The 23,820-nt window shown below is 75.9% G+C and carries 24 protein-coding genes; 14 read left to right on the top strand and 10 right to left on the bottom strand.

The genetic code is table 11. The features are described from left to right. Positions 1 to 11: 11 nt before the first annotated feature. From ACIQVD_RS06315 to ACIQVD_RS06300, 4 genes are all read right to left on the bottom strand, one after another. Positions 12 to 956: an NAD(P)-dependent oxidoreductase gene (locus ACIQVD_RS06315; RefSeq protein ID WP_100836458.1), complete on the bottom strand. Its 945-nt coding sequence runs from the start codon at positions 954 to 956 to the stop codon at positions 12 to 14. A gap of 352 nt (positions 957 to 1,308) precedes the next feature. Further along, entirely contained in the window at positions 1,309 to 2,367 is a 1,059-nt protein-coding gene (locus ACIQVD_RS06310; protein WP_402286373.1) for a hypothetical protein, read from the bottom strand. Further along, the gene (locus ACIQVD_RS06305; RefSeq protein WP_402286371.1) at positions 2,364 to 3,983 is read right to left on the bottom strand and encodes a DUF3492 domain-containing protein; all 1,620 of its coding nucleotides are present in this window, start codon (positions 3,981 to 3,983) and stop codon (positions 2,364 to 2,366) included. The genes ACIQVD_RS06310 and ACIQVD_RS06305 overlap by 4 nt, the downstream gene beginning before the upstream one ends. A gap of 318 nt (positions 3,984 to 4,301) precedes the next feature. Further along, on the bottom strand, positions 4,302 to 5,219 hold the full coding sequence (locus ACIQVD_RS06300; RefSeq protein ID WP_402286369.1) for an alpha/beta fold hydrolase: 918 nt from the start codon (positions 5,217 to 5,219) through the stop codon (positions 4,302 to 4,304). Positions 5,220 to 5,458: 239 nt separating this feature from the next. Between ACIQVD_RS06300 and ACIQVD_RS06295 the strand changes: the two genes are divergently transcribed. The 3 genes from ACIQVD_RS06295 (at position 5,459) to ACIQVD_RS06285 (ending at position 6,897) form a co-directional block, all read left to right on the top strand. Next, complete coding sequence (locus ACIQVD_RS06295) at positions 5,459 to 6,139, top strand: TetR/AcrR family transcriptional regulator (protein WP_402286366.1); 681 nt, start codon at positions 5,459 to 5,461, stop codon at positions 6,137 to 6,139. Positions 6,140 to 6,280: 141 nt separating this feature from the next. Next, positions 6,281 to 6,508, top strand: coding sequence for a DUF3107 domain-containing protein (locus tag ACIQVD_RS06290; protein ID WP_033251447.1), 228 nt, complete (start codon positions 6,281 to 6,283; stop codon positions 6,506 to 6,508). A 119-nt stretch (positions 6,509 to 6,627) separates the two neighbouring features. Beyond that, positions 6,628 to 6,897: a hypothetical protein gene (locus tag ACIQVD_RS06285; RefSeq protein ID WP_400682016.1), complete on the top strand. Its 270-nt coding sequence runs from the start codon at positions 6,628 to 6,630 to the stop codon at positions 6,895 to 6,897. Positions 6,898 to 6,918: 21 nt separating this feature from the next. On the opposite strand, the gene ACIQVD_RS06280 is transcribed toward ACIQVD_RS06285, so the two are convergent. Beyond that, a complete protein-coding gene (locus ACIQVD_RS06280) occupies positions 6,919 to 7,644 on the bottom strand; it encodes a ferritin-like fold-containing protein (RefSeq protein WP_400682017.1) in 726 nt (241 codons plus the stop codon). 575 nt (positions 7,645 to 8,219) lie between these two features. Between ACIQVD_RS06280 and ACIQVD_RS06275 the strand changes: the two genes are divergently transcribed. The 5 genes from ACIQVD_RS06275 (at position 8,220) to ACIQVD_RS06255 (ending at position 14,356) form a co-directional block, all read left to right on the top strand. After that, positions 8,220 to 10,997: a DEAD/DEAH box helicase gene (locus tag ACIQVD_RS06275; protein WP_402286362.1), complete on the top strand. Its 2,778-nt coding sequence runs from the start codon at positions 8,220 to 8,222 to the stop codon at positions 10,995 to 10,997. Between the two features lie 172 nt (positions 10,998 to 11,169). Beyond that, positions 11,170 to 12,012 carry an alpha/beta fold hydrolase gene (locus tag ACIQVD_RS06270; protein ID WP_402286359.1) on the top strand — a complete coding sequence of 281 codons (843 nt, stop codon included), beginning with the start codon at positions 11,170 to 11,172 and terminating at the stop codon, positions 12,010 to 12,012. A gap of 440 nt (positions 12,013 to 12,452) precedes the next feature. Next, positions 12,453 to 12,596 (top strand): hypothetical protein, encoded by a 144-nt coding sequence (locus ACIQVD_RS06265; RefSeq protein ID WP_199528104.1) that lies wholly within the window; start codon positions 12,453 to 12,455, stop codon positions 12,594 to 12,596. Between the two features lie 249 nt (positions 12,597 to 12,845). Then, positions 12,846 to 13,484: a DUF6758 family protein gene (locus ACIQVD_RS06260; RefSeq protein ID WP_100836468.1), complete on the top strand. Its 639-nt coding sequence runs from the start codon at positions 12,846 to 12,848 to the stop codon at positions 13,482 to 13,484. A 23-nt stretch (positions 13,485 to 13,507) separates the two neighbouring features. Next, on the top strand, positions 13,508 to 14,356 hold the full coding sequence (locus ACIQVD_RS06255) for a PHP domain-containing protein (protein ID WP_402286355.1): 849 nt from the start codon (positions 13,508 to 13,510) through the stop codon (positions 14,354 to 14,356). Between the two features lie 47 nt (positions 14,357 to 14,403). On the opposite strand, the gene ACIQVD_RS06250 is transcribed toward ACIQVD_RS06255, so the two are convergent. Next, positions 14,404 to 15,048, bottom strand: a complete 645-nt coding sequence (locus tag ACIQVD_RS06250; RefSeq protein ID WP_282202478.1) for a suppressor of fused domain protein — start codon at positions 15,046 to 15,048, stop codon at positions 14,404 to 14,406. Positions 15,049 to 15,482: 434 nt separating this feature from the next. Between ACIQVD_RS06250 and ACIQVD_RS06245 the strand changes: the two genes are divergently transcribed. Next, positions 15,483 to 16,598, top strand: a complete 1,116-nt coding sequence (locus tag ACIQVD_RS06245) for a magnesium and cobalt transport protein CorA (RefSeq protein ID WP_100836470.1) — start codon at positions 15,483 to 15,485, stop codon at positions 16,596 to 16,598. A 25-nt stretch (positions 16,599 to 16,623) separates the two neighbouring features. Here the strand turns inward: ACIQVD_RS06245 and ACIQVD_RS06240 are convergent, their stop codons facing one another. Next, entirely contained in the window at positions 16,624 to 17,544 is a 921-nt protein-coding gene (locus ACIQVD_RS06240; protein ID WP_400682024.1) for a DMT family transporter, read from the bottom strand. Between the two features lie 119 nt (positions 17,545 to 17,663). Between ACIQVD_RS06240 and ACIQVD_RS06235 the strand changes: the two genes are divergently transcribed. The 4 genes from ACIQVD_RS06235 (at position 17,664) to ACIQVD_RS06220 (ending at position 21,508) form a co-directional block, all read left to right on the top strand. After that, entirely contained in the window at positions 17,664 to 18,197 is a 534-nt protein-coding gene (locus tag ACIQVD_RS06235; RefSeq protein ID WP_402286352.1) for a hypothetical protein, read from the top strand. Positions 18,198 to 18,337: 140 nt separating this feature from the next. Next, the gene (locus tag ACIQVD_RS06230) at positions 18,338 to 19,645 is read left to right on the top strand and encodes a magnesium transporter MgtE N-terminal domain-containing protein (protein WP_402286350.1); all 1,308 of its coding nucleotides are present in this window, start codon (positions 18,338 to 18,340) and stop codon (positions 19,643 to 19,645) included. A 76-nt stretch (positions 19,646 to 19,721) separates the two neighbouring features. After that, positions 19,722 to 20,291 carry a DUF1003 domain-containing protein gene (locus tag ACIQVD_RS06225; protein ID WP_402286708.1) on the top strand — a complete coding sequence of 190 codons (570 nt, stop codon included), beginning with the start codon at positions 19,722 to 19,724 and terminating at the stop codon, positions 20,289 to 20,291. A gap of 56 nt (positions 20,292 to 20,347) precedes the next feature. Further along, positions 20,348 to 21,508: an Mrp/NBP35 family ATP-binding protein gene (locus ACIQVD_RS06220; protein ID WP_400682030.1), complete on the top strand. Its 1,161-nt coding sequence runs from the start codon at positions 20,348 to 20,350 to the stop codon at positions 21,506 to 21,508. A 112-nt stretch (positions 21,509 to 21,620) separates the two neighbouring features. Here ACIQVD_RS06220 and ACIQVD_RS06215 read toward each other — a convergent pair whose 3' ends face one another. Both ACIQVD_RS06215 and ACIQVD_RS06210 read right to left on the bottom strand, forming a co-directional pair. Beyond that, a complete protein-coding gene (locus ACIQVD_RS06215; RefSeq protein WP_402286347.1) occupies positions 21,621 to 21,848 on the bottom strand; it encodes a hypothetical protein in 228 nt (75 codons plus the stop codon). Further along, on the bottom strand, positions 21,803 to 22,684 hold the full coding sequence (locus ACIQVD_RS06210) for an integrase (protein WP_402286345.1): 882 nt from the start codon (positions 22,682 to 22,684) through the stop codon (positions 21,803 to 21,805). The genes ACIQVD_RS06215 and ACIQVD_RS06210 overlap by 46 nt, the downstream gene beginning before the upstream one ends. A 44-nt stretch (positions 22,685 to 22,728) precedes the next feature. On the opposite strand from ACIQVD_RS06210, the gene ACIQVD_RS06205 reads away from it, so the two are divergent. Further along, positions 22,729 to 23,046, top strand: coding sequence for a hypothetical protein (locus ACIQVD_RS06205; RefSeq protein WP_402286343.1), 318 nt, complete (start codon positions 22,729 to 22,731; stop codon positions 23,044 to 23,046). Here ACIQVD_RS06205 and ACIQVD_RS06200 read toward each other — a convergent pair. After that, positions 22,971 to 23,618 carry a hypothetical protein gene (locus tag ACIQVD_RS06200; RefSeq protein ID WP_111554140.1) on the bottom strand — a complete coding sequence of 216 codons (648 nt, stop codon included), beginning with the start codon at positions 23,616 to 23,618 and terminating at the stop codon, positions 22,971 to 22,973. The genes ACIQVD_RS06205 and ACIQVD_RS06200 overlap by 76 nt on opposite strands. Positions 23,619 to 23,820: the final 202 nt, after the last annotated feature.

Below are 23,820 nucleotides of genomic sequence, written 5' to 3'. Positions count from 1 at the left end.
GCCGTTCCGGTTCACACCCGGCAGGCGGTCTCCAGCCAGACGTCCCCCAGGGACTCCTCCAGCGGCACCTGCGTCCGCCATCCGAGACGGTCCCGGGCGGTCCGGACGTCCGCCTGCCGCCACTGCACCGGCTCCACCACCGCCCGCGCCTCCGCGGCCCGCAGCCCCTCCGCGCCCGCCTGCTGCGCGGGCAGCACCACCTGCCGGGCGTCCTCGGTGACGGTGCCCTCGAAGCCGGACGCCCGCACCAGCAGGTGCGCCGCGTCCCGGGCCCGGACGGCGTGGCCGGAGCCGATGTTGATCACCCCGGTGGCGGCCGAGACCGCCGCCGCCTGGATCGCCCGGGCCACGTCCCGGACGTCCACGAAGTCCCGGTAGCCGGACAGGTCCGGCATCCGCACCTGGCTCTCCTCCTGCTCCAGCGCCCGCCGCAGGCCCTCCGCCAGCCGCCCGAACAGCGAGGCCGTCGGCGCCCCCGGCCCGACCACGTCGAACACCCGCAGCACCAGCGCGTCCAGCCCCGAGTTCAGCACCAGCTCGGTGCCCGCCAGCTTCGACACCCCGTACGGACCGACCGGACGCGGCTCCGCGCTCTCCGGGATCGGCCCGCCCGGCTGCGCCGGACCGTACTCGGCCGCCGAGCCCACGTGCACCAGCCGGGCCGGCTCCCGGCTGCGCCGGATCGCCTCGCAGACCGTGGCCACCGCGAGCGTGTTGGACCGGATCAGGGTCCGCGACGTCCCGTACGTGGCACCCGCGCAGTTGATCACCACCTGCGCGGCGACCGCGTCCAGGAACCGGGCCAGCGCGCCCGGACTCCCCGCGGCCAGGTCGAACCGGATGTCGGCGGAATCGCCCCGGCCCAGCACGGTCACCTGAAGCCCCTCCTCCGCCAGCAGCCGATCGGCCACCCGCCGGCCGATGAACCCGTCGGCCCCCAGCAGCAGCACCCTCATCGGGTCCAAGTCCTTCCCTCAGGCCCGGCGACCGCCGGGCGGAACGAGATCTGATCGACACACCGGCCGGCCCACCGCCCCGGAGCGCGCACCGCCCGAAGCCGCGCGGCCCGGGCAGCCGGATCACCGGCACCCGACGACCGCCGGGCCCGGACGACGGCGACGACCCGGGCCCGGCCGACAGCCGCCGCCCGAAGCCGCGCGGCCCGGGCCCGACCGGCCGCACCGGCCCCACGACGGGCGCCCCACGGCTCCCGGCCCGGGACCGCGGCCCCACGCCGGGCCCCCGACCGCTTCCGGGCCCGGCCGCCGGTCGCGGCCCCGGCGGGGCCGCCCGCCGCCGGAACGGCCCTCACCGGTACGCCCCCGGCCTCGTGGACGGGGGCCAGGCGCGGCCGGCCAGCAGCAGGGCGGGCCCGAGGGCCGCGGCCGAGAGGCCGCCGGACGGGGAGGCGTCCAGCCAGTGCGCGGGGCCGGGCAGGGCCAGGACGGCGGCCCCGGCGGCGGCGGTGAGGACCGCGACCGCGGCGGTGCCCGGACGGCCCGCGTCGCGGACCACGGCGGCCAGCAGCGGCAGGACGCCGAGCACCAGCAGCGCGGCCGGGCCGGTGGCGGGCGCGCCGTCGGCGAGGGCCCAGCCGAGCGCGGCGAGGACGGCCAGCTGCGCCAGCACGGCCAGCGGCAGCGCGAACCGCAGCCGGGAGCGGAACTCCCCCAGCGTGGCGGCCCCGCCCTGCCGCTGACCGAACCGGCGCAGCCAGGCCGCCGCCCATCCGGCCCCCGCCGCGCCGAACGCGGCGGCGGGCGCGGCCCCGGGCGCGGCGGCGGCGAGCAGCGCCAGCAGCAGCCCGGTTCCGGCGCCCTGTCCGAGCGCGGCCCACGGGAACGCGCCCCGCGCCGGCTCCCGGTCCGGCTCGCCACCGCCGCCCCGCTCCCGGCCGGTCAGGCCCCGGCCGTCGTCCGGGCCGCCGCCGTCCGGCCCCCGGCCACCCCGGCCCCGGCCCCGCCCCTTCCGCCGCCCCGGCCCACCGTCCGGCCGCTCCGCCAGCGCGGCCCCCGCGCCCGCGCCGAGCAGCACCGCCAGCGCCCCGCCGGGCACCCCGCCGAGCGTGGTCGCGGGCAGCAGCGGCAGCAGGTGGGCGGCGGCGGTGCGCAGGGCGGTGAGCGGCAGGGTGCGCAGCGGTGCGGCGGGCGGGAGCGGTTCGCGGGCGGGCGGGCGGCGGGGCACCCGGGCGTACAGCTCCTCGGCGAGGCCGAACACGTCGGCGTGCCGGTAGCGGGTGGCGCCGTCGGCGGCCAGGCCGGAGTCCTCCAGGGCGGCGGCGATCTCCAGCGGGTCGACCGCCTGCTCACACAAGTCCCGGTTGGCGTCCAGGAGTTCGCGGACGGGGTCGGCGGGTGTGCCGGTCACAGTGCCTCCGCGAGGGCGGGTCCGGCGGCGGCCCGCGCGGGTCGCTCGGGCCGCGCGGACCGCTCGGCCGGGGTCGGCACGACCGGCACGGTCGGCAGCGGGGTCTCCCCGCCATTGGCCCCGGCCACCCAGTACTCGGCGGGGCGGGCGAACGGCCGGACCGGGGCGCCGGGGCGGGCCGGGAAGGCGGGGTAGCGGGAGACCAGGTCGAGGTAGACCTCGCGGAACGCGCCGACCACGGGTTCCACGGCGAAGCGTTCCTGCGCCCGCAGCCGGCCGGCCAGGCCGAGCCGGGAGCGCCGTTCGTGGTCGGTGAGCAGGGCCAGGCAGGCCGCGGCGAGGGCGCGCGGGCTGCGCGGCGGCACCAGCAGTCCGGTGGGGCCGAGCACCTCGCGGGCGACGCCGACCTCGGTGGCGACCACCGCCCGGCCGCTGAGCATGGCGTCGGCGAGCGGGCGGGGGCTGCGCTGGGCGAGCGCGCTGAACACCACGGCGCTGCCGGACTCCCACGCCTCGGCGGACGTCCCGGGCCGTCCGGCGAACTCGACGGCGTCCGCGACGCCGAGCCGCCCGGCGATCGCGGTGCAGTGCGCGAGGTAGCCGGGCGCGCCCTCCTCGCCGTACATCCGGAGTCTGGCGGCGGGCAGTTCGGCCCGGACCCGGGCGAAGGCGTGCAGCATCAGTTCGGGGTCGCGGCCGGGCTCCAGCGCGCCGGCCCAGACCAGCGTCGGCGCCTCGGGCTCGGCCCCGGCGGCGGGCCGGGTGGTGGCGGTGGTGCCCTCGTGGACGATCCGGGTGCGGGCCGGGTCGCCGCCGCAGCGCTGCTGCCACCGCCGGTCGTACTCGCTGCCGGGGGTGAGCACGGCGGCCTGCCGGTAGGTCTCCTCGGTGAGCTGCCGGAAGAAGGACAGCAGCAGGGCCCGCACCGGCCAGCGGTAGGGGGCGCTGCGGTAGCCGCGGTACTGCTCGCGCAGGTGCAGGCCGTGCTCGGTGACCACGAACGGGACGCCGTGCAGGTCGCGGGCGACCAGCGCGGGCAGCGCGGCCGGTCCGCCGCCGACCACGTGGCACAGGTCGGCGCCGCCGAGCCCGGCCGGGCCGGTGCCGTACCAGGGCGCGGACAGCGGCCGCAGGCACTGCTCCAGCAGGTCGGCGGCGACCAGCACGTCGCAGACCAGCGGCTGGCCGCCGGCGGTGTCGGCGCCGGGCATCCGCCAGGTCCGCTCCAGGACGCGGTGCGCGTGGCCGGAGGCGAGGAACGCGGGCAGCGCCTCGTCCTCCCGGCCGAGCGCGGCCAGCCGGTACAGCGCGGGCCCGAACCCGGCCCGCTCGCCGGGCATCACCAGGGCGCGGACGAGTTCCTCGTACGCCTTGAGGTACGCCCGGCGGCGCAGCGCGGTCGGTCCGCGCCCGGCGGGGCGGCGGCCCCACATCGGCAGTTCGTGGACGCCGTGCAGGCCGCGGACGCCGCTGGGCGGGGCCTGGCGGTCGGCGGGCAGCAGCCGGTAGAGCCGGAACTCGTGCTCGGGCAGGCCGTCGACCAGGCGGCCGCACCAGCCCCCTCCGCCACGCTGTGCGGTGGTGAGGGTGCCCTCGGTGAGCAGAGCGATGCGCACGACGCCTCCAGAGCAGAGCGTTTCGACTGGGTTCGCGGCCCTACGACACAGGGGAGTGCGTCCGTGCTCGACGGCCGTCCGGCCGGTGTCCGCTCCCCGCGGCCGCCGCCCTCGCCGTCTCGCCCCCCACACCTGTTCGGTCCGACAACACGACGGTAGAGCGCCGGGCCGGGCCCCCTAGGGGCCCGGCCCGGCTTGCCACACCATCGAGTGAACGCCCGTGACCTCGCGCGTCCCCGTTCCGTTTTCGGCCTTCCGCCGCGTTCCGCGCGCCCGGTGCGCCCCGCGTGCGCCGGGCGCGGCCCCGCCGGTCGGCGCTCAGCCGCGCCCGTCGGCCTCCGCGAGCAGCTCCCGCACCGCGCGGGCGACCGGCTCGGGGTGCTCCAGCATCGCGACGTGCCCGGAGTCGGGCAGCACCAGCAGCCGGGCGTCCCGGAACGCGGCGCAGGCCCGCCGGGCGGAGCGGTAGGAGACCAGCTTGTCCCTGAGCCCGTAGACCAGCAGGACCGGCGCGGTGACCTGCTCGGCCTGCCGCCACAGCGCCTGCCCGCCGCGCTCGGTGTAGGCGCTGACGATGCCGCGCGCGGACCCGGTCAGCGCGCCCAGGGAGTAGGGGAGGGCGGCGCGGCGGCGGTACTCGTCGACCGCCCGGGCCCGGCGGTGGGCGGGGATGCCGGCCGGGTCGCCGTAGACCAGGCGCAGCAGGTCGGCGGTGGCGCTCTCCGGGTCGGCGCCGCGGCTGCGGCGGCGGATCAGCTCGGCGACGCCGGGCAGGGCCAGCAGGCCGGTGGACCAGGCGGTGCGCTGCGGGGGCAGCTCGGGCAGCGCCGGGGAGATCAGGGTGAGGCTGCGCACCAGGTCGGGCCGGAGCGCGGCGAGCCGGACGGCGACCGCGCCGCCGAGCGAGTTGCCGAGCAGGTGGACCGGCCCGCGCCCGGTCTCCTCCAGGTACCCGATGACTGCCCGGACGTGCCCGGAGAGGGTCAGGTTGCCGTCCAGCGGCGGGGCGGAGTGGCCGAAGCCGGGCAGGTCCACGGCCTCGCCGTCGACGTCGTCGGCGAGCTGGTCGAGGAGTTCGAGCCAGTTGTCGGCGGAGCCGCCGAGACCGTGCACGAACAGGGCGGGCGGCAGGCCCTCCCGGGGTTCGCAGTGTCGGCTGACGGCCAGCTCCGCTCCGGGCACCCGGACGGTGCGGTGCGGCTCCAGGGCGGCGAGGGGGTGCTGGGAGGCGCTCATGGAGCACGATGGTAGTGACGGGGACCGGTCACCACGGCCGGTCACGGGGCCGTACTGCCCCCGTCACGAGCCCGTCTCGACCTGTGGACAGTCCAGGTCCGGGTCGTATTGTGGGCTCCCGACAAGGGCGGTTGTGCGCTTTACTCGGCTTTACCCGCGCACGCGCGGGTTACCGAAAAGTAGAATCAATCACCTGTCCAGTCCCACCGCGGACCGTGAAGTGAGAAGTGAGGAGCGCCGTGACGGCCATCCAAGAGGCGCAGGAGCGCCCGCGCGGTGCCCGCCTGCCGCGAAGCGCCCGCCGTGAACAACTGCTCGGAGCCGCCCAGGAGGTGTTCGTCGCCCAGGGCTACCACGCCGCCGCCATGGACGACATCGCCGAGCGGGCCGGCGTCAGCAAGCCGGTGCTCTACCAGCACTTCCCGGGCAAGCTGGAGCTCTACCTCGCGCTGCTCGACAAGCACTGCGACGCGCTGGTCGACGGCACCCGGGCCGCCCTGGAGGCGACCAACGACAACAAGCAGCGGGTCGCCGCCACCATGGAGGCGTACTTCCACTACGTCTCCAGCGAGTCCGGCGCGTTCCGGCTGGTCTTCGAGTCGGACCTGACCAACGACCCGGCGGTGCGCGAGCGGGTCGACCGGGCCACCGACCTGAGCGCGACCCTGGTCTCCAAGGTGATCGCCGAGGACACCGACCTGCCCGAGGCCGAGGCCAAGCTGCTCGCGGTCGGCGTCTGCGGCCTGGCCCAGATCACCGCCCGGTACTGGCTCACCCAGGACGGCGAGATCCCGCGCGAGGAGGCCGTCCGGCTGGTCGCCAGCCTGGCCTGGCGCGGCCTGAAGGGCTTCCCGATGCACCCCTCCCAGGAGGGTTCCCAGGAGGGTTCCCAGGACGGTTCGGCCGAGCAGTCCGACTGACCGCCGGATTCGGCCCTGAGCGGACCGGCCCCCGACCTTCGCCTCCCGGCCGGGTTGCTGCCTTAAGGTGATGCCCGTAGGGCGCGCCCACCGCGAACCGCGGTCGGGGGCGCGCGGCCAGCTACCGGAGGGACGGAAGCCGTGGAGGTCAAGATCGGGGTGCAGAACGCGAACCGGGAGATCGTCCTGGAGAGCGCGCAATCTGCCGAAGAGGTCGCGGACGCGGTCGCCAAGGCCCTGGACGGCACCAGCAAGCTGTTCACCCTGGTCGACGAGCACGGCCGCCGGGTGCTGGTGCCCTCCGAGCGGCTCGCGTACGTCGAGATCGGCGAGCCGTCCGTCCGCAAGGTCGGTTTCGGCACGCTCTGAGCCCGCGTCACGGCGCCCCGTCCCCCGCCCGGGGGACGGGGCGCCGTGCTGTGCGTACCGGCGGGCGAGGGCGGGTAGGCGGAGTGCTGCCGCAGCATCGAACGCCCCGGGAGGCAGCCGTGTGGGAGACGACCGCGTTCGCGCTGATCGGACTGGCCGTCGGTTTCGGCGCCCTCATGGTCCGGCCCGAGCTGTTCCCGGGCCCGCGCGCGCTGCCCGTCGGCACCGCGCTGGTGGCCGCGGTGCTGGGCGGCCGGATCAGCGGCTACGTGATGGACGGGCAGCTGCCGCCGGTGCAGCTGCTGCTCTCCGCCGCGGCGGCGGTGCTGCTGGTGTCGCTGCCCGCCCGGCCGGACCTGCTGCCCCGCGGCCGGCACCGGCACGGCTGAGCGGCCGGGGGCGCCGCCCGCTCAGGAGGCCAGGCCCAGCGCCGCCATCCGCCTGGTGTGGGTCTCGGTGATCCGGTTGAACATCTTGCCGACCTCGACCAGGTCGAAGCCGCGCACCTCGGCCCCGCCGACCAGCAGGTTGGACAGCGCGTCGCGCTCGGCGACCACCCGCTGCGCCTGGCTGAGCGCCTCGCCCATCAGCCGCCGCCCCCACAGCGCCAGCCGCCCGCCGACCCGCCGGTCCTCGGCGATCGCCTGCCGCACCCGCTCGACCGCGAACTCGGCGTGCCCGGTGTCGGACATCACCCGCAGCACCAGGTCCCGGGTGTCGTCGTCGAGCCGGACGGCCACCTCGCGGTAGAAGTCGGTGGCGATCGCGTCGCCGACGTACGCCTTGACCAGGCCCTCCAGCCAGTCGGACGGGGCGGTCATCCGGTGGAAGTTCTCCAGCGGCTCGACGAACGGCTCCATCACCGCGACCGGGTCGGCGCCGACCTCGGCCAGCCGGTCGTGCAGCAGCTGGAAGTGCTGGTACTCGGCGGAGGCCATCCGGGCCAGCGCGGCCTTCTCGGTGATGCCGGGCGCGAACTTGGCGTCCTCGGCCAGCCGCTCGAAGGCGCTCAGCTCGCCGTACGCGAGGGCGCCGAGCAGGTCCAGCACGGCCGCCCGGTACTGCGGGTCGGCGGCCCGGGCCGCCCAGGGGCCGATCGAGTCGGTGGGGCCCTCACCGGGTTCCTGAGTCTCCATGCCGACGACCTTAGTGCTCCCGCCCGCCCGCCGGATCCGCCCGCCGGGCGCCCCGCCACCCGGGCGCGGCCGGTCGGAGTAGCCGCCGTCACGTGTTCGAGTCGTCGCTTGACTGTATGGTAGGTGGTGAGGCCAGGTGTAGACCGGCGCGGCCCGTCCGTCCAACGGCAGGCCGCTCTCAGTCGCGCCCGGCGGCGTCCCGCCGCCCGGTGCAGCACCCGGCGCTCACGTACGCGGATGCCCGGTCGGAGACCCGATCGGCTCCGACCTGGCCCGAGCCTCGGGCCCAGGCACCGCATCAGGCCGAGCGAGGGCCGCCGCGGATCGCGCCGACAGCGCGCCGCACGACCCGTCACCGGGACGCCCTCCCCCGCGCCGCCCGCCCGTCACGCCCCGCACGGGGCTGCCCGGGCACGGCAGGACGCGTCGGACTCGGCCCTCCACACGGAAGAGGCAGCACCCTGTCCACCACCACTGAACCCGTCAAGCAGACCTTCCGGGGCCTCGGGATCCTCCCGGAGACCGTCGAGGCCCTGGAGGCCGTCGGCATCGTCCACCCCTTCCCGATCCAGGAGATGACCCTGCCGGTCGCGCTGAGCGGCCACGACGTCATCGGCCAGGCCAAGACCGGCACCGGCAAGACCCTCGGCTTCGGCCTCCCGCTGATCGAGCGGGTCGTGGTCAAGGCCGACGTCGCCGCCGGCCGGGCCACCGCCGAGCAGCTCTCCGACGGCCCGCAGGCACTCATCGTGGTGCCCACCCGCGAGCTGTGCACCCAGGTCACCAACGACCTCCAGACCGCCGGCAAGGTCCGCGACGTCCGCGTCCTGGCCGTCTACGGCGGCCGCGCGTACGAGCCGCAGGTCGAGGCCCTGAAGAAGGGCGTCGACATCGTGGTCGGCACCCCCGGCCGCCTGCTCGACCTGGCCGGGCAGCGCAAGCTCGACCTGTCCAAGGTCCGCGCGCTGGTCCTGGACGAGGCCGACGAGATGCTCGACCTCGGCTTCCTGCCGGACGTCGAGAAGATCATCACCATGCTGCCCGCCAAGCGGCAGACCCTGCTCTTCTCGGCCACCATGCCCGGCCAGGTCATCTCGCTGGCCCGCCGGTACATGAGCCAGCCCACCCACATCCGGGCCGCCGCGCCGGACGACACCGGCACCACCGTCGCCAACATCGAGCAGCACATCTTCCGTGCGCACTCGCTCGACAAGGTCGAGATGGTCTCCCGGATCCTCCAGGCCGACGGCCGCGGCCTGGCGATGATCTTCTGCCGCACCAAGCGCACCGCCGCCGACGTCGCCGAGCAGCTCACCAAGCGCGGCTTCGCGGCCGGCGCGGTGCACGGCGACCTCGGCCAGGGCGCCCGCGAGCAGGCGCTGCGCGCCTTCCGCAACGGCAAGGTCGACGTCCTGGTCTGCACCGACGTCGCCGCCCGCGGCATCGACGTCGAGGGCGTCACGCACGTCATCAACTACCAGTGCACCGACGACGAGAAGACCTACCTGCACCGGATCGGCCGCACCGGCCGGGCCGGCGCCTCGGGCACCGCCGTCACCCTGGTCGACTGGGACGACATCCCGCGCTGGCAGCTCATCAACAAGGCGCTGGACCTGCCGTTCAACGACCCGGAGGAGACCTACTCCAGCTCGCCGCACCTGTACGAGCTGCTGCGCATCGCCCCCGGCACCAAGGGCGTCCTGCCGCGCTCCGAGCGCACCCGGGCCGGCCTGGCCGCCGAGGAGGTCGAGGACCTCGGCGAGACCGGCGGACGCGGCCAGCGCGGTCGCGGCGGGCGGGACGCCAAGGACGGCCGGGACAGCCGAGACGCTCGGGACAGCCGGGAGGGCCGGGACAGCCGGGAGGGCCGGGACGTCCGCGGTGGGCGGAGCGCCGCCCCCGAGACCCCGGCTCCCGCCGAGCGGCCGTCCCGCCGCTCCCGCGAGCGCCGCCGCACCCGTGGCGGCAGCGGCGCGGTCGACGCCGTCGGCGCCGTGGCCCCCGAGACCCAGGCCGTCGAGCAGCAGCAGCCCGCCGCCACCGGCACCGGCCCCGCGGCCGTCCCGGTGGAGGGCCGCAGCTCGCGCCGCCGCAACCGCAACCGCCGGGGCGGCGCGTCCGCGTCCGCGGAGACCGTGGAGGCGGCGGAGGTGGCGGTGGAGACCGCCGAGGCCGTGGCCGCTCCGGTGGCTCCGGCCGTCGAGGCCGCCGCCGTCGAGGCGCCCGCCCGCACCCCGCGCAAGCGCGCCCACCGGGCGGAGCCGGTGGCCGAGACCACCGCCGTCGCCGCGGCGCCCGCCACCGCGGAGGCACCCGCCGCCGTCGAGGCGCCGGTCGCCGCCGAGCCCGTGATCCGCTCCCGGAAGCCGCAGCAGCGGGCCGTCCGCAAGCCGATCACCTCCCTGGTGAGCTCCCCCGAGGAGTCGGCGACCGCCCCGGCCTCGCGCAAGCGGACCGCCAAGCGGGCCCCCGCCGCGACCCCGGTGGCGGCCCCGGCCGCCCTCGCGGCTCCGGTCGCGGCTCCGGCCTCGGCTCCGGCCGTCGTCGAGGCTCCGGCTGCCGAGGTGGCAGCCGCTCCGGCCCCGCGCCGTCGGGCCGTGCGCAAGGCCACCACCAGCGTCGACACCCCGGCCCCCGCCGAGACCCCGGCCGCCACCGAGACCCCGGCCGCCGAGGTGGCAGCCGCCCCGGCTCCGCGTCGCCGGGCCGTGCGCAAGGCCACCACCACCATCGAGCCCCAGGCCCCCGCCGAGGCTCCGGTGGCGGCTCCGGCCGCCGTCGAGGCGCCCGCCGCCGAGGTGGCAGCCGCCCCGGCTCCGCGTCGCCGGGCCGTGCGCAAGGCCACCACCAGCGTCGACACCCCGGCCCCCGCCGAGACCCCGGCCACCACCGAGGCCCCGGCCGCCGTCGAGGAGGCTCCGGCTCCGCGCAAGCGGGTCACCAAGAAGGCGGCCGCCGCCGTCGAGGCCCCCGCCTCCGAGGAAGCCCCGGCTCCCCGGAAGCGGGCCGCCAAGAAGGCCGTCGCCGCCGTCACCGAGGAGACGGACACCCCGGCGCCGCGCAAGCGCACCACCAAGAAGGCGGCCGCCGCCGTCGAGGCGGCCCCGGCCGCCGAGGAGGCTCCGGCGCCGCGCAAGCGGGCCGCCAAGAAGGCCACGGCCGCCCCGGCCGAGGAGGCCGCCGCCCCGGCGCCGCGCAAGCGGGCCGTGAAGAAGGCCGTCGCCGCCGTCGAGGCGGTCCCCGCGGCCGAAGAGGCTCCGGCTCCCCGGAAGCGGGCCGTCAAGAAGGCCACGGCCACCACCGCCGAGGAGATCCCGGCCCCGCGCCGGACCCGGAAGGCCGTCGAGAAGTAGTCGGGAAGCAACCGCACCACCCCGCAGGGGAGGGCCGGCCGCACGGGCCGCCCCTCCCCTGCGGCGTTCCCGCGCCCCGCGGGTTCCCGCTCGCGCCCGCCGTCCCGTCGCCGTCCCGCCGCCGTAGGCTGAGCCCGGTGTCGGGTGAGCCGGAGATGAGGGGCCGCAGCGGATGAGTACGCCGCCGTTCTTGAAGTTGCCGTCGTGCGTGCGGGCGGTCCGGGTGGCGGGGTTGGCCGCGCTGTGGGGCGAGCCGGCGGGGGCGGTGCGGGGGACGGCGGTGCTGGTGCCGGGGTTCACCGGCAGCAAGGAGGACTTCATCGCGCTGCTGGAGCCGCTCGCGGAGGCGGGGTTCCGGACGGTCGCGGTGGACCAGCGCGGCCAGTACGAGTCCGGCGGCCCGGACGACCCGGCGGCGTACGCGGTCCGGGCCCTGGGGGCGGACGTGCGGGCGGTGACGGCCGGGCTGGGGGTGGAGGGACCGGTGCACCTGCTGGGGCACTCGTTCGGGGGCCAGGTGGTCCGGGAGGCGGTGCTGGCGGCGCCGGAGGAGCTGCCGTGGGCGTCGTTGGCGCTGGTGTCGACCGGGCCGGGGGCGATCGACGCGGCGGAGGCGGTCCGGACCGGGCTGCTGCTGACGGCGCTGGACTCGATGGACCTGGAGTCGATCTGGCAGGTGATGCGGCAGCTGGAGGGCGAGCGGGTGCCGCCGCTGGACCCGGAGATCGCGGACTTCCTGCACCGCCGCTGGCTGGCGAACCGCCCGCAGGCGCTGCGGGCGGCGGCGGCGCACCTGGTCGCGGCGCCGGACCGGGTGGACGAGCTGGCGGCGGTGGCGCTGCCGAAGCTGGTGCTGTCCGGCGAGCGGGACTACGCCTGGCCGGTCGAGGAGCAGTCGCGGATGGCCCGGCGGCTGGGCGCGGTGCGGCGGACGGTGGCCGGGGCGGGGCACTCCCCGAACGCGGAGCGGCCGGCCGAGACGGCGGCGGCGCTGGCCGCGTTCTGGTCCGCCTGAGCGGGGCCGCGGCGGCGGGGCGCTGACCGGCCGGTTCTTCCGGCCGGTTCCGGGCCACGGGCGGGCCTCCTGACAGCCGCTCAGAAGTCGGCCCCGGTTTTCGCGCGACAAGAATCGTTAGCTCGGGTAATATTTGATTTTGTCCGGGATCAACACCCTCCGGCCGCCGCACCCTCCTCCGGCTGCCGAAACCACGGATTTACCGGCGGGCAACCGCCGGGAAGCAGCGTCGCGGCACGATGAGTCATCGAGGCATCGCAGCCTCCCTCCAGTGCCGCAAGGGAAAGTGCCGCTGATCGAGTCCTGCTTGAGAGTGGGGGGAGCGACGGGTGACCGCACCTGCCGGACGTCCGACCCAGCCAACGCCGACGAGCCACCGCCTGGTGGCCGACCGTCGGCCGAGTCCGCCTCGGAGCCCGAGGACGGGAAGGGAGAGGCCCATGCGTTTCGAGATCCTCCGTCTGGATCACGCGGGAACGGAGAGCGATCGGCTGATCGCCGACGCGGAGACCGTCTCCGAGTACCTGAAGGCCGCCGCACAGACCGGCGAACGCCTGTACATCCGGCCGTGCAAGGCCGTGTGAGCGGACGCGGACCGACCTCCGAGTCGTCCGACGTTCCGATACCCGGCTGACGCCCCGTCACCGCAGGAGATCCCTGGGATGACGGGGCGTCAGTCTGTTCGGGGCCCGCGACCTGCGGGGGTTTGGCGGCGCCCCGCCCGGGACATCACCTGAGCCGGACCCGGGCCGTTGCCGGGGGCGGCTCGTGACGCACTCCTTACGGGTGATCGTCCTTGACGCAGCTGTCCGGAGGGAGGACCGTTGTCGGTTATGAGGGGCGAGCCAAGCTGCCCGAGGTGCGCCGGTCGGGTCCGCGCCCCCGGCCTCTTCTCCGACACCTGGCAGTGCGATCTGCACGGTGCCGTGCACCCGATGCAGCCGGTGCTGCCCCCGAGCATCGAGGCGCTGAACGTCGCGGTGAACCGCTCGCAGGTGCCCGTCTGGCTGCCCTGGCCGCTGCCGGTGGGCTGGCTGTTCACCGGGATCGCGCACGCCGGGGACGACCTGTCGGGCGCCCGGGCCACCGCCGTCGCCTGCTCCGGCCCGGCGCCGCTCGGCGGGTTCGGCGAGCTGGTGCTGGTGGCCGAGGAGCCGGGCATCGGTCTGGGCGCCCGGTACGCCGGGCTGGACGGGCCGGACCCGGGCGATTCGGTGGCGCTGTACAAGCCGGCCGACGCCAAGCTGATGGCGGCGGGCCGCCCGACCCCGATGTTCCACGTCCCGGGCGCGCCGGACGACCGCGCGGTGTACGTCGGCGAGGCGCGCGGCCTGTGGCTGTGGGCGATCGCCTGGCCCGAGCAGTCGGCGCTGCTGATGCACGACGAGCTGGTGCTGACCGACCTGCGCGACGCGGGCGCCGAACTGGGCCTGCTGCCCTGCGGGGCGCTCACCCCGCGCCTGCTGGGCTAGGGCCGCTCCCTATCCTGGGCGGCATGCGTATCGATCTGCACGCCCACAGCAATGCCTCGGACGGCACCGACTCCCCCGCCGAGCTGGTGGCCAACGCGGTGGCCGCCGGGCTGGACGTGGTGGCGCTGACCGACCACGACACGGTGGCCGGGTACGGGGCGGCGGCGGCCGCGGTGGCCGGGACGGGGCTGGTGCTGGTGCCGGGCGCGGAGCTGTCCTGCCAGGTGGACGGGATCAGCATGCACCTGCTGGCGTACCTGTTCGACCCGGCGGAGCCGGCCTTCGCGGCCGAGCGGGAGCTGGTGCGCACCGACCGGTTCCGGCGCGGGCGGGCGATCGTGGAGCGCTGCCGGGAGCTGGGCGCGCCGATCAGCTGGGAGCAGGTGGAGCGGATCGCGGGCGAGGGCTCGGTGGGCCGTCCGCACATCGCCTCGGCGCTGGTGGAGGCGGGCGTGGTGGCGAGCGTCTCGGACGCGTTCACGCCCGAGTGGCTGGCCAACGGCGGGCGGGCGGACGTCCGCAAGCACGAGACCGACCCGGTGGCGGCGGTCCGGCTGGTGCGGGCGGCGGGCGGGGTGCCGGTGTTCGCGCACCCGGGGGCGGTCAAGCGCGGGCGGACGGTGTCGGACGCGGTGATCGCCGGGCTGGCGGCGGCCGGCCTGGGCGGCCTGGAGGTCGACCACGTCGACCACGACGAGCCGACCCGGGCCCGGCTGCGCGCCCTGGCGGCCGAGTTGGGCCTCTTCACCACCGGCTCCAGCGACTACCACGGCACCCGCAAGACCGTCCGCCTGGGCGAGCACACCACCGACCCGGCCGCGTACGAGGAACTGCTCGCCCAGGCGACGGGGGCGGCCCCGGTCACCGGCTGACCCCCGCCGCCCGTCGTCCGCCGCCGCCCGTCGTCCGCCGCCGGCCGTCAGTCCAGCGGGACGCCGCGGCGGTTCGGGTCGCGCAGGTCGGTGCCGTGCTTGAGCCAGCGGTCCTGGAGTGCTTCGGCGCCCTGGACGCGTTTGAAGGCGGCCTCGTTGGGGGTCATCGGCAGCAGCGGGAGGAAGCGGACCGGGTCGGCCGGGGCGGGGAGTTCGAGGTCCTCGACCAGGCCGCCGGGTTCGGCGGCCAGCACCGAGGTGAACGGGGCGCCGGTCCACAGCGGGGAGCCCAGGTCGAGCGAGCCGCCGGGGGCCACCACCAGGCCCTCGACCTGCGGGCTGGCGGCGAAGACCGCGAGCGCCCGGTGCGCCTCGTCGCGGCCGCCGCGCACGGTGAGCACCAGTTCGGCGCGCGGGCCGCGCACCGGGTCGGCGACGGGGGCGGTCGGGTCGGCCATCGGGGCGGCGGCCATGCCGAGCGTCGCGTACCGGACCAGGCCGTCCGGGTCGGGGCCGAACCGCAGCACCTCGATCCGGTCCGCGCCGACGAAGGTGACGGCGGCCCGGCCGGTGGGCTCGCCGAAGGTGCCGGTCAGCCGGGCCTCGACCAGGGTGAGGACGGTCTGCCGGGTCGGGCCGGCGTGGCCGTCCGGTTGCGAGAAGTCGCCGAAGTGCGGGAAGTCGTGCGCCATGCGGCGACCTTAGCGCGGGCGCGCCGTCGGGAACCTTGGCGCGACCTTTACCCGGGGGACGGCGAATGCCGGGCGCGGCTCCGGGAAGAGCTGTTAGTGTGAGCGGTCGGCCTCGTGAACGCGAACCGGGGCCGCGAAGGCCCCCGCGCGGGCCCCGGCGTGGAGGAGGTGGTCACGGTGGACAGCAGTCGACCATGCAGTACCGGCAGCTCTCTCCGGCCCACCCCGGCCCGCCGCCCCCGCGGCTGACCAGGTCCCCGCAGCGTCGCGCGCGGCCGAGAGAGCACCTTCCCCGGGCCTGATCCGACGAAACCCGCCCAGCGAACGGCTTTCTGACACTTCTTCAGCCCCGGCGTGTCCACCGGTGTTTTCCGCCGTCGCGTTCCCCCGGTACGTCCCGGGGCGCGCCGGTCCGGCCCTAGGGAGCCCGTGCCATGTCGATGATGCACAACCTGCGCGCCGCCGTCGTCCGTCCAGCCCGCCGCCGGGTCGGCGACTCGTTCGAGTCGAAGCCCGGCGACACCCCGTCCGCCGTGGTGGACTGCGCCGTCTACCACCAGGGCAAGCGGGCCACCGAGACGTGCAGCCCGCGCGAGGCCGCCCGGCAGGTGAAGGCCGCGCAGCAGATGGGCCCCGGCTCGTTCAGCTGGATCGGTCTGCACGAGCCGACCGAGGCCGAGTTCGAGGGCATCGCGCAGCGCTTCGGCCTGCACCCGCTGGCCGTGGAGGACGCGGTGCACGCGCACCAGCGCCCGAAGGTCGAGCGGTACGACGGCATGCTGTTCGCGGTGTTCAAGACCGTCCGCTACGTCGAGCACGAGCAGCTCACCCCGACCAGCGAGGTGGTCGAGACCGGCGAGCTGATGGTCTTCGCCGGCCAGGACTTCGTGATCACCGTCCGGCACGGCGCGCACTCCTCGCTGCGCACCCTGCGGCACCGCCTGGAGGCCGACGACGAGGGCACCGGCCTGCTCGCCAAGGGCCCGGCCGCGGTGCTGCACGCCATCGCCGACCACGTGGTGGACAACTACCTGCTGGTCGCCGACCGGCTGCAGAACGACGTCGACGAGATCGAGTTCGACGTGTTCGCCAACAAGGGCGGTCGCGGCGCCGACGTCGGCCGGGTGTACCAGCTCAAGCGCGAGGTGCTGGAGTTCAAGCGCGCCGTCACCCCGCTGCTGCGGCCGATGCTCCAGCTCGCCGAGCCCACCGCGCGGCTGGTCGACCCGGAGATGCAGAAGTACTTCCGGGACGTCGCCGACCACCTGGCCCGGGTCAGCGAGCAGGTGCACGGCTTCGACGAGCTGCTCAACTCGCTGCTCCAGGCCAACCTGGCGCAGGTCTCGGTCGCCCAGAACGAGGACATGCGCAAGATCACCGCCTGGGCCGCGATCTTCGCCGTCCCCACCATGATCACCGGTGTGTACGGGATGAACTTCGAGCACATGCCGGAGCTCAAGTCGACCTACGGCTACCCGACCGTGCTCGGCGCGATCGTGGTGATCTGCGTCGGCATGTACCGGGGCTTCCGCCGCAACGGCTGGCTGTGACGGCGGCGGGCGGCCGGGCGGGGCGTCAGCGGCGCTCCGCCCGGGCCACCAGCACCAGGCCCAGCAGGATCAGCCCCACCGCCGGGTAGGCGGCGACCGGCGGCCACTGGCCTAGCCAGACCGCGGCGATCAGCGCCGCGCCCGGGGTCTCCAGCAGGATCGCCGTCGAGGTGATCGACGGGCCCAGGGTGCGCACCACCCGGTTGCTCAGCGAGTGGCCGAGCAGCTGCGCCGTCACCATCAGCAGGAAGATCTGCCACCACGCGCCGGCCGGCCAGCCGCCCAGCCGGGTGCCGGTCAGCAGGCAGGCCGCCAGCAGCGCGAGCGCGCAGGTCGCGTAGCAGACCAGGGTGTACGCGGTGGTCGAGACGGTCCGCCGCACCTCCGCGCCCAGCAGCATGTACCCGGCCGCCGCCGCGCCCGCCGCCAGCGCCAGGCCGTCGCCCAGCAGGGCCCGGGCCGAGACCGTCAGGTCGACGCCGGTCAGCACCAGCACGCCCGCGAACGCGACGCCCGCGCCCAGCCAGACCAGCCGCGGCGCCCGCACCCCGGACAGCCGCATCAGCAGGATCGTCCACAGCGGGGTGGTGGTCACCAGCGCCGTGGACGACGCGACCGAGGTCATCCGCAGGCTGGGCATCCACAGCGCGAAGTGCAGCGCCAGCAGCACGCCCGCCGCCGTCGCCAGCAGCAGCGCCCGCCGCGGGATCCCGCGCAGCTCGGCCCGGTGCCGCCACAGCGCGTACGGGCCCAGCACCGCCACCGACATGCCGTTGCGCCAGAACGCGATGGCCAGCGCGGGCGCGGCCGTCGCGCTGATCAGCGGCGCGGAGAGCGAGATGCCCGCGATCGACACCGCCAGCAGCAGCAGGTCGGTGCGCGGCAGGTGCCGCCGCTCTCCCGGCGCCGGGGGTGCGGCGGGGGCGGTGGTGCTGACGGCGGTCACGGCGCTCCTTCGGGCGACGGGGTGGACGGCCTCTACGGTAAGGGCTGTCCGGCGGTGACGGCACTGTCGTCCGGGGGATGGGACCGGCCGCCGCGGGCCCAGGCCGTACGCTGTGCGGCATGGAGCGTACGACGACCGCGAGCCCGACGGACTTCCTCGACCGGGCCCTGGTGGAGGAAGCCGCCAAGAAGTCCGGACTGCTCTGGGTCCGGCCCGCCGGACAGTCGCACGCCCGCCCGCTCTGGCACGCCTGGCACGACGGCGCGGTCGTCGTGGTCGGCGACGGTTCCGAACAGCCCCTGCACGGGCTCGCCGCCGTCACCTCCGCCGTGATCACGCTGCGCAGCAAGGACAAGTGGGGCCGCCTGGTCGCCCTGACCGCCACCGTCACCCGCCTCGACCCCGGCACCCCCGCCTGGGACGGCGCCGTCGAGGAGCTCAAGGGCAAGCGCCTGAACGCCCCCGACACCGACACCATCGGCGAGCGCTGGGCCCGCGAGTGCCACGTCCTGCGCCTCGCCCCCGTCGACGCGCCGCTCGCCCCGCTCCCCGACGACGACCTCGCCGCCGCGCCGCTGCCCACCGCCGCGACCACCCGGCGGCCGGTCCCGGCGGGGCTGCCCAAGCTGCTCCTCAAGCGGCGCGGGCGCTGACGCCCGCCCGACCCCGCCGCCCGGCCCCTCCGCCCGCCGCCCGTCCGGTTTCGCTCCCTCCCGCTCGCGTCTGACGGCCTCCCCTCCCCCGCCCGGCTAGATTTGGGGGGTTGTGTCCGCTTCCCCGGAGGGAGTCTCGTATGGCGGGGCCTGGCAGCCGGGTGTTCATCTCCCACCTCTCCGGTGTCGCGGTGTTCGACCCGAACGGAGACCAGGTGGGGCGGGTCCGGGACGTGGTGGTCTCGTTGCGGCTGGGCGGGCGGCCGCCCCGGGTGCTGGGGCTGGTGGTGGAGGTGATCGGGCGGCGGCGGATCTTCCTGCCGATGACCAGGGTGACCAGCCTGGAGTCGGGACAGGTGCTCTCCACCGGACTGCTGAACATGCGCCGGTTCGAGCAGCGGCCGTCCGAGACGCTGGTGCTGGCCGAGCTGCTCGACCGCACCGTGACCAGGACCAAGACCACCGACGAGGTGACCGTCCTGGACGTGGCGATGGTGCAGACCCGGCTGCGCGAGTGGGAGATCGACAAGGTGTTCGTCCAGGCGGGCCGGCCGGCCGGACGGCTGCGGAAGGCGAAGGGCGAGCAGCTGCTGCTCGACTGGTCGGCCGTGACCGGCTTCTCGCTGACCGAGGAGGGCCAGGGCGCGGCCAACCTGCTGGCCACCTTCGAGCAGCTCCGCCCGGCGGACCTGGCGAACGTCATGCACCACCTGTCGGCGAAGCGCCGGGCCGAGGTGGCCGCCGCCCTCGACGACGACCGGCTGGCCGACGTCCTGGAGGAGCTGCCGGAGGACGACCAGGTGGAGATCATCGGCAAGCTCAAGGAGGAGCGCGCCGCCGACATCCTGGAGACCATGGACCCGGACGACGCCGCCGACCTGCTCTCCGAACTGCCCGAGGCGGACGCCGAGCGCCTGCTGCGGCTGATGGAGCCCGCCGAGGCGGAGGAGATGCGCCGGCTGCTCTCGTACGAGGAGGACACCGCGGGCGGGCTGATGACCACCGAGCCGATCGTGCTGGAACCGGACGCCTCGGTGGCCGAGGCGCTGGCCCGGGTGCGGATCTCGGACACCAAGCCGGCGCTGGCCGCCCAGGTGTACGTGTGCCGCCAGCCGAACGAGACGCCGACCGGGACGTACCTGGGCACCGTGCACTTCCAGCGGCTGCTGCGCGAGCCCCCGTACACGCTGGTCGGCTCGATGGTGGACGACGACCTGGACCCGCTGCCGCCGAACACCCCGCTGCCGCTGATCACCTCCTACCTGGCCACGTACAACCTGGTGGCGGCGCCGGTGGTCGACGAGGAGGACCGGCTGCTGGGCGCCGTCACGGTGGACGACGTGCTGGACCACCTGCTGCCGGAGGACTGGCGCGAGGGCACGGCGCACGGCATCGACACGGCGCGCGGCACCGGCGCGGAGACGAGCGAGGTGCACGGTGGACGCTGACCGCAAGCGCCAGGGCGACAGCACCTCGGGCCAGCGGATCCAGGGCGAGCTGCGCGAACTGCGCCAGCTGCGCGAACTGCGGGCCCGCGAGCAGCGCGGCCGCCGCGAGGAGCGGCCCTCGACGGGCGGCGGCGGGCCGCGCTCCCGGCTCGACCAGCCGCGCACCGGCCGGCCCGGGCTGATCCGCCTGCCGGCCTGGGACCCGGAGGCGTTCGGCAAGCTCTCCGAGCGGATCGCGCGCTTCCTGGGCACCGGGCGGTTCATCGTCTGGATGACGGTGGTGATCATCGCCTGGGTGGTGTGGAACACCCTGCTCCCGGTGTCCGTCCGCTTCGACGACTACCCGTTCATCTTCCTCACCCTGATGCTCTCCCTCCAGGCCTCGTACGCGGCCCCGCTGATCCTGCTCGCGCAGAACCGGCAGGACGACCGCGACCGGGTCAACATGGAGCAGGACCGGGCCCGCAGCGACCGGAACATCGCCGACACCGAGTACCTGACCCGCGAGGTCGCGGCGCTGCGCCAGGGCCTGGGCGAGGTCGCCACGCGCGCCTTCATCAGCTCCGAACTGGGCGGCATCCGCTCCGAACTGCAGGCGCTGCTCAAGGAGATCGACGAGCGCCGGGAGTCCGCCGACACGCTGTGACCGGCGGCACGCTACCGACGAGTCGGGGGCCGGGCGCCGCGCCGTACCATCAACACATGGCCAACGAGACAGAGGTGGCGACCGGGGTGACGGAGCAGTCCGTCCGGGAAGCCCTGGCGAGCGTCCACGACCCGGAGATCAACCGCCCGATCACCGAGATCGGCATGGTGAAGTCCGTCGAGACCGGCGACGGCGGCGCGGTGAAGGTCGCGGTGTACCTCACCGTCTCCGGCTGTCCGATGCGCGAGACGATCACTCAGCGGGTCACCGACGCGGTCTCCGCGGTGCCGGGGGTCTCCTCGGTCACCGTCGAGCTCGACGTGATGAGCGAGGAGCAGCGCCGCGAGCTCTCCCAGCTGCTGCGCGGCGGCGCCCCGGAGCGGGAGATCCCGTTCGCCAAGCCCGGCACCCTGACCCGGGTCTACGCGGTGGCCTCCGGCAAGGGCGGCGTCGGCAAGTCCTCGGTGACGGTCAACCTGGCGGCGGCGCTGGCCGCGGACGGGCTGAAGGTCGCCGTGGTGGACGCCGACATCTACGGCCACAGCGTGCCCCGGATGCTGGGCGTCGAGGGCCGGCCGACCCAGGTCCAGGACATGATCATGCCGCCGTCGGCGAACGGCGTGAAGGTCATCTCGATCGGCATGTTCACCCCGGGCAACGCCCCCGTGGTGTGGCGCGGCCCGATGCTGCACCGCGCCCTCCAGCAGTTCCTCGCCGACGTCTACTGGGGCGACCTCGACGTCCTCCTGCTCGACCTGCCCCCCGGCACCGGCGACATCGCCATCTCGGTCGCCCAGCTCGTCCCGAACGCCGAGATCCTGATCGTCACCACCCCCCAGATGGCCGCCGCCGAGGTCGCCGAACGGGCCGGCACCATCGCCCTCCAGACCCACCAGAAGATCGTCGGCGTCATCGAGAACATGTCCGGCATGCCCTGCCCGCACTGCGACGAGATGATCGACGTCTTCGGCACCGGCGGCGGCCAGACCGTGGCCGACGCCCTCACCCGCACCGTCGGCGCCACCGTCCCCGTCCTCGGCTCCATCCCCATCGACGTCCGCCTCCGCGAGGGCGGCGACGACGGCCGCCCGGTCGTCCTCACCGACCCCGACTCCCCCGCCGGCTCCGCCCTCCGCACCATCGCCGGCAAACTCTCCGGCCGCCAGCGCGGCCTCTCGGGCCTCTCGCTGGGGCTGACCCCGAGGAACAAGTTCTGACGGTCGGGTTCTCCGGCCCGTCGCGCCACCGCCGACCACTGCCCTGACCGCCGGGGAGTGGTCGGCGGTCGTCGTTGTCGGGCGGTGTGTCGGCGGGGGCACGTCGGGGTGGTCACTGCGGGGGGTGGGTGGGCGGGGTCGCGGTGATGGCGGCGGCTTGGGCGGCGGCGTGGGCGGTGGGGGTGGTGGGGTGGGTGCGGATGGCGGCGGCGATGGCGAGGAGGGCTTCTACCTGGGCGAAGGCGGCGGCCTGTTCGGGGGTGAAGTGGCCGTTGCGGCGGCGGTGGGATTCGGTCAGCAGTTGCCTGGCCGCGCCGACGTGGCTTTCGTACTGGTCCATTGGCTGGCTGTCTCCTTGGTCTGGTGCGGGCGGAGGAGGGCGGCGGTGGCGTCGTCGTGGGTCTTGGTGCGGGGCCAGCGGGTGTGGTGGGGGTCGGTGTGTTCGAGGGTGCGGGTGTGGTCGATGAGGGACTGGGGGCCGGTGTCCTGGAGGAGGGTGAGGAGGGTGGGCCAGTCGGTGGTGGCGAAGTCGTCGACGGGGCGGGCGGCGCCGTCGGTGAGGAGGGCGGCGGAGCGGAGGTCGGGCCAGGGGGCGGTGCCGGTGAGGGCGTGGTGGGCGGCGGCGGGGTCGGGGCCGGCCACCCAGTAGCCGTCGGGGGTGTTCATCGCCTGGCGCTGGGCGTCGGCGAGGAGGGTGCGGCGGTCGGCGGCGAGGAGGCCGTCCAGGCGGTGCGCGAGGTCGCGGAGTTGACGGTCGGTCACCTCGCCGACGCGGTGGTCGGAGACGGCGCGCAGGCCGTCGGGGAGGTCGAGCAGGACGGTGGAGTCGGCGAGCACCAGCCACTGCGCGCGGTCCTCGGTGCGGCGCAGCAGGGCGACGGCGGCGGTGGGTGTCATGGGGTGGGCGAGGTCGCAGGCGGGGCCGTGGTGCCGGGCGGTGGCGGCGAGCGCGTCGGCCAGGCAGTCCGCCAGGGGCCGGGTGCCGTCCAGGGCGCGGTGGAGCAGTTCGGTGCCGAGGGTGCGGACGAACCAGGGCACGCCGTGCGCGCAGCCGGTCGCGGTGCCGTCGGGGAGGCCCGCGCCGTCGAGGACCAGGACGGTGTCGGGGCCGGCCAGGACGAGGTCCTCGTTCGGTCGGCCGGGGTGACCGGGGGCGGTGGCGAAGGATATCTGCACGGTGGGGCTCCGGAACCGGTCGGGCGGGCGGGACTGTCCACAGGGTGTGGACGGACGGCGGCGAGACGGGGCGCCCGACGGCGCTGTCGGCCCTGGGCCTGCTGCTGGTGCCGGCGGCCGGGGTGCTCGCCACCCGGTCCGGCAGCCGCCGCGGCTCGATCGCGGTGCTCGTCGTCACGCTGCCGCTCCCCGGGAGCCACCGGGCCCCGGTGCCGGAGTGCCGGGGCGGCCGGATCAGCCGGCAGGACGACGGCTCCTCCCGCTGCTCCGCGGGGCCGGCCGGGGCCTACTTGCCGTCGTACGTCCCCAGGTCGGCGACGGCGGTGAAGCCGACGCCGTACGCGGACACCGAGCGGCCGTAGGCGCCGATCAGCACGCCGGGGGCCTCGCCCGCCAGGACCCAGCCGTGTTCGGACTCGCGGTAGCGGAAGGGCTGCGGGAGGCCGTTGACCGGGAGGGTGAGCGAGGACCAGGCGGGGCCGTCGAGGTCGTCGGCCAGGTCCCAGGCGAGGGCGGACTGCTGGTCGAGCCAGTTCTGCCGCAGGGTGCGGTCGAGGTTGCCGGGCCAGGTGGCGGTGAGCAGGCCGGAGCCGGCCAGCCAGGCGGCGGAGGAGGCGGAGGTGGCCTCCAGGGTGCCAGTGTTGTCGGCGCTGCGGCGGACCTCGCGGCGGGCGACGGTGACGACCACCGCGAAGCGGCGGGTGTCGCGCGGTTCGGGGCCGCGGGCGGGCTCGTCGCCGTGGCCGAGGGTGCCGTAGTCGGGGGTGCCCGGCTCGGCGCCGCGCTGGCCGGTGCCGACCTGGCCGAGCCAGCGGCGGCCGGTCCAGCCCTCGTCCAGGCCGTACCAGGGGAAGTCGGCGGCGCGGTAGCCGGCCAGCGGGTCGATGGCGCGGCGGGCGGCGGCGATGCTCCCCGTACGGTGCGTGACGTCCACTGCGGGCCTCCTCAGCTGTGCTCCCCGGGCGCTCCATGGTCGCGCACCCGGGCCCTTCCGGCCGGAAGAACCGGGCCGGACACGGCCAGGCGTGACGGAACCCACAGGTCCGCCGTCCGGGAGGGGCAGTGGACACGATAGCGGCGCGGACGGCGATGCCCCGTCCTACCGGAGTGGGACGGGGCGTCGGAAGGGCCGGAGG

Source organism: Kitasatospora sp. NPDC090308 (genome assembly GCF_044769485.1).
Classification (GTDB): Bacteria; Actinomycetota; Actinomycetes; order Streptomycetales; family Streptomycetaceae; genus Kitasatospora; species Kitasatospora fiedleri.
The sequence above is the reverse complement of the archived record's forward strand: the minus strand, read 5'-3'. Positions and strand labels throughout refer to the sequence as shown.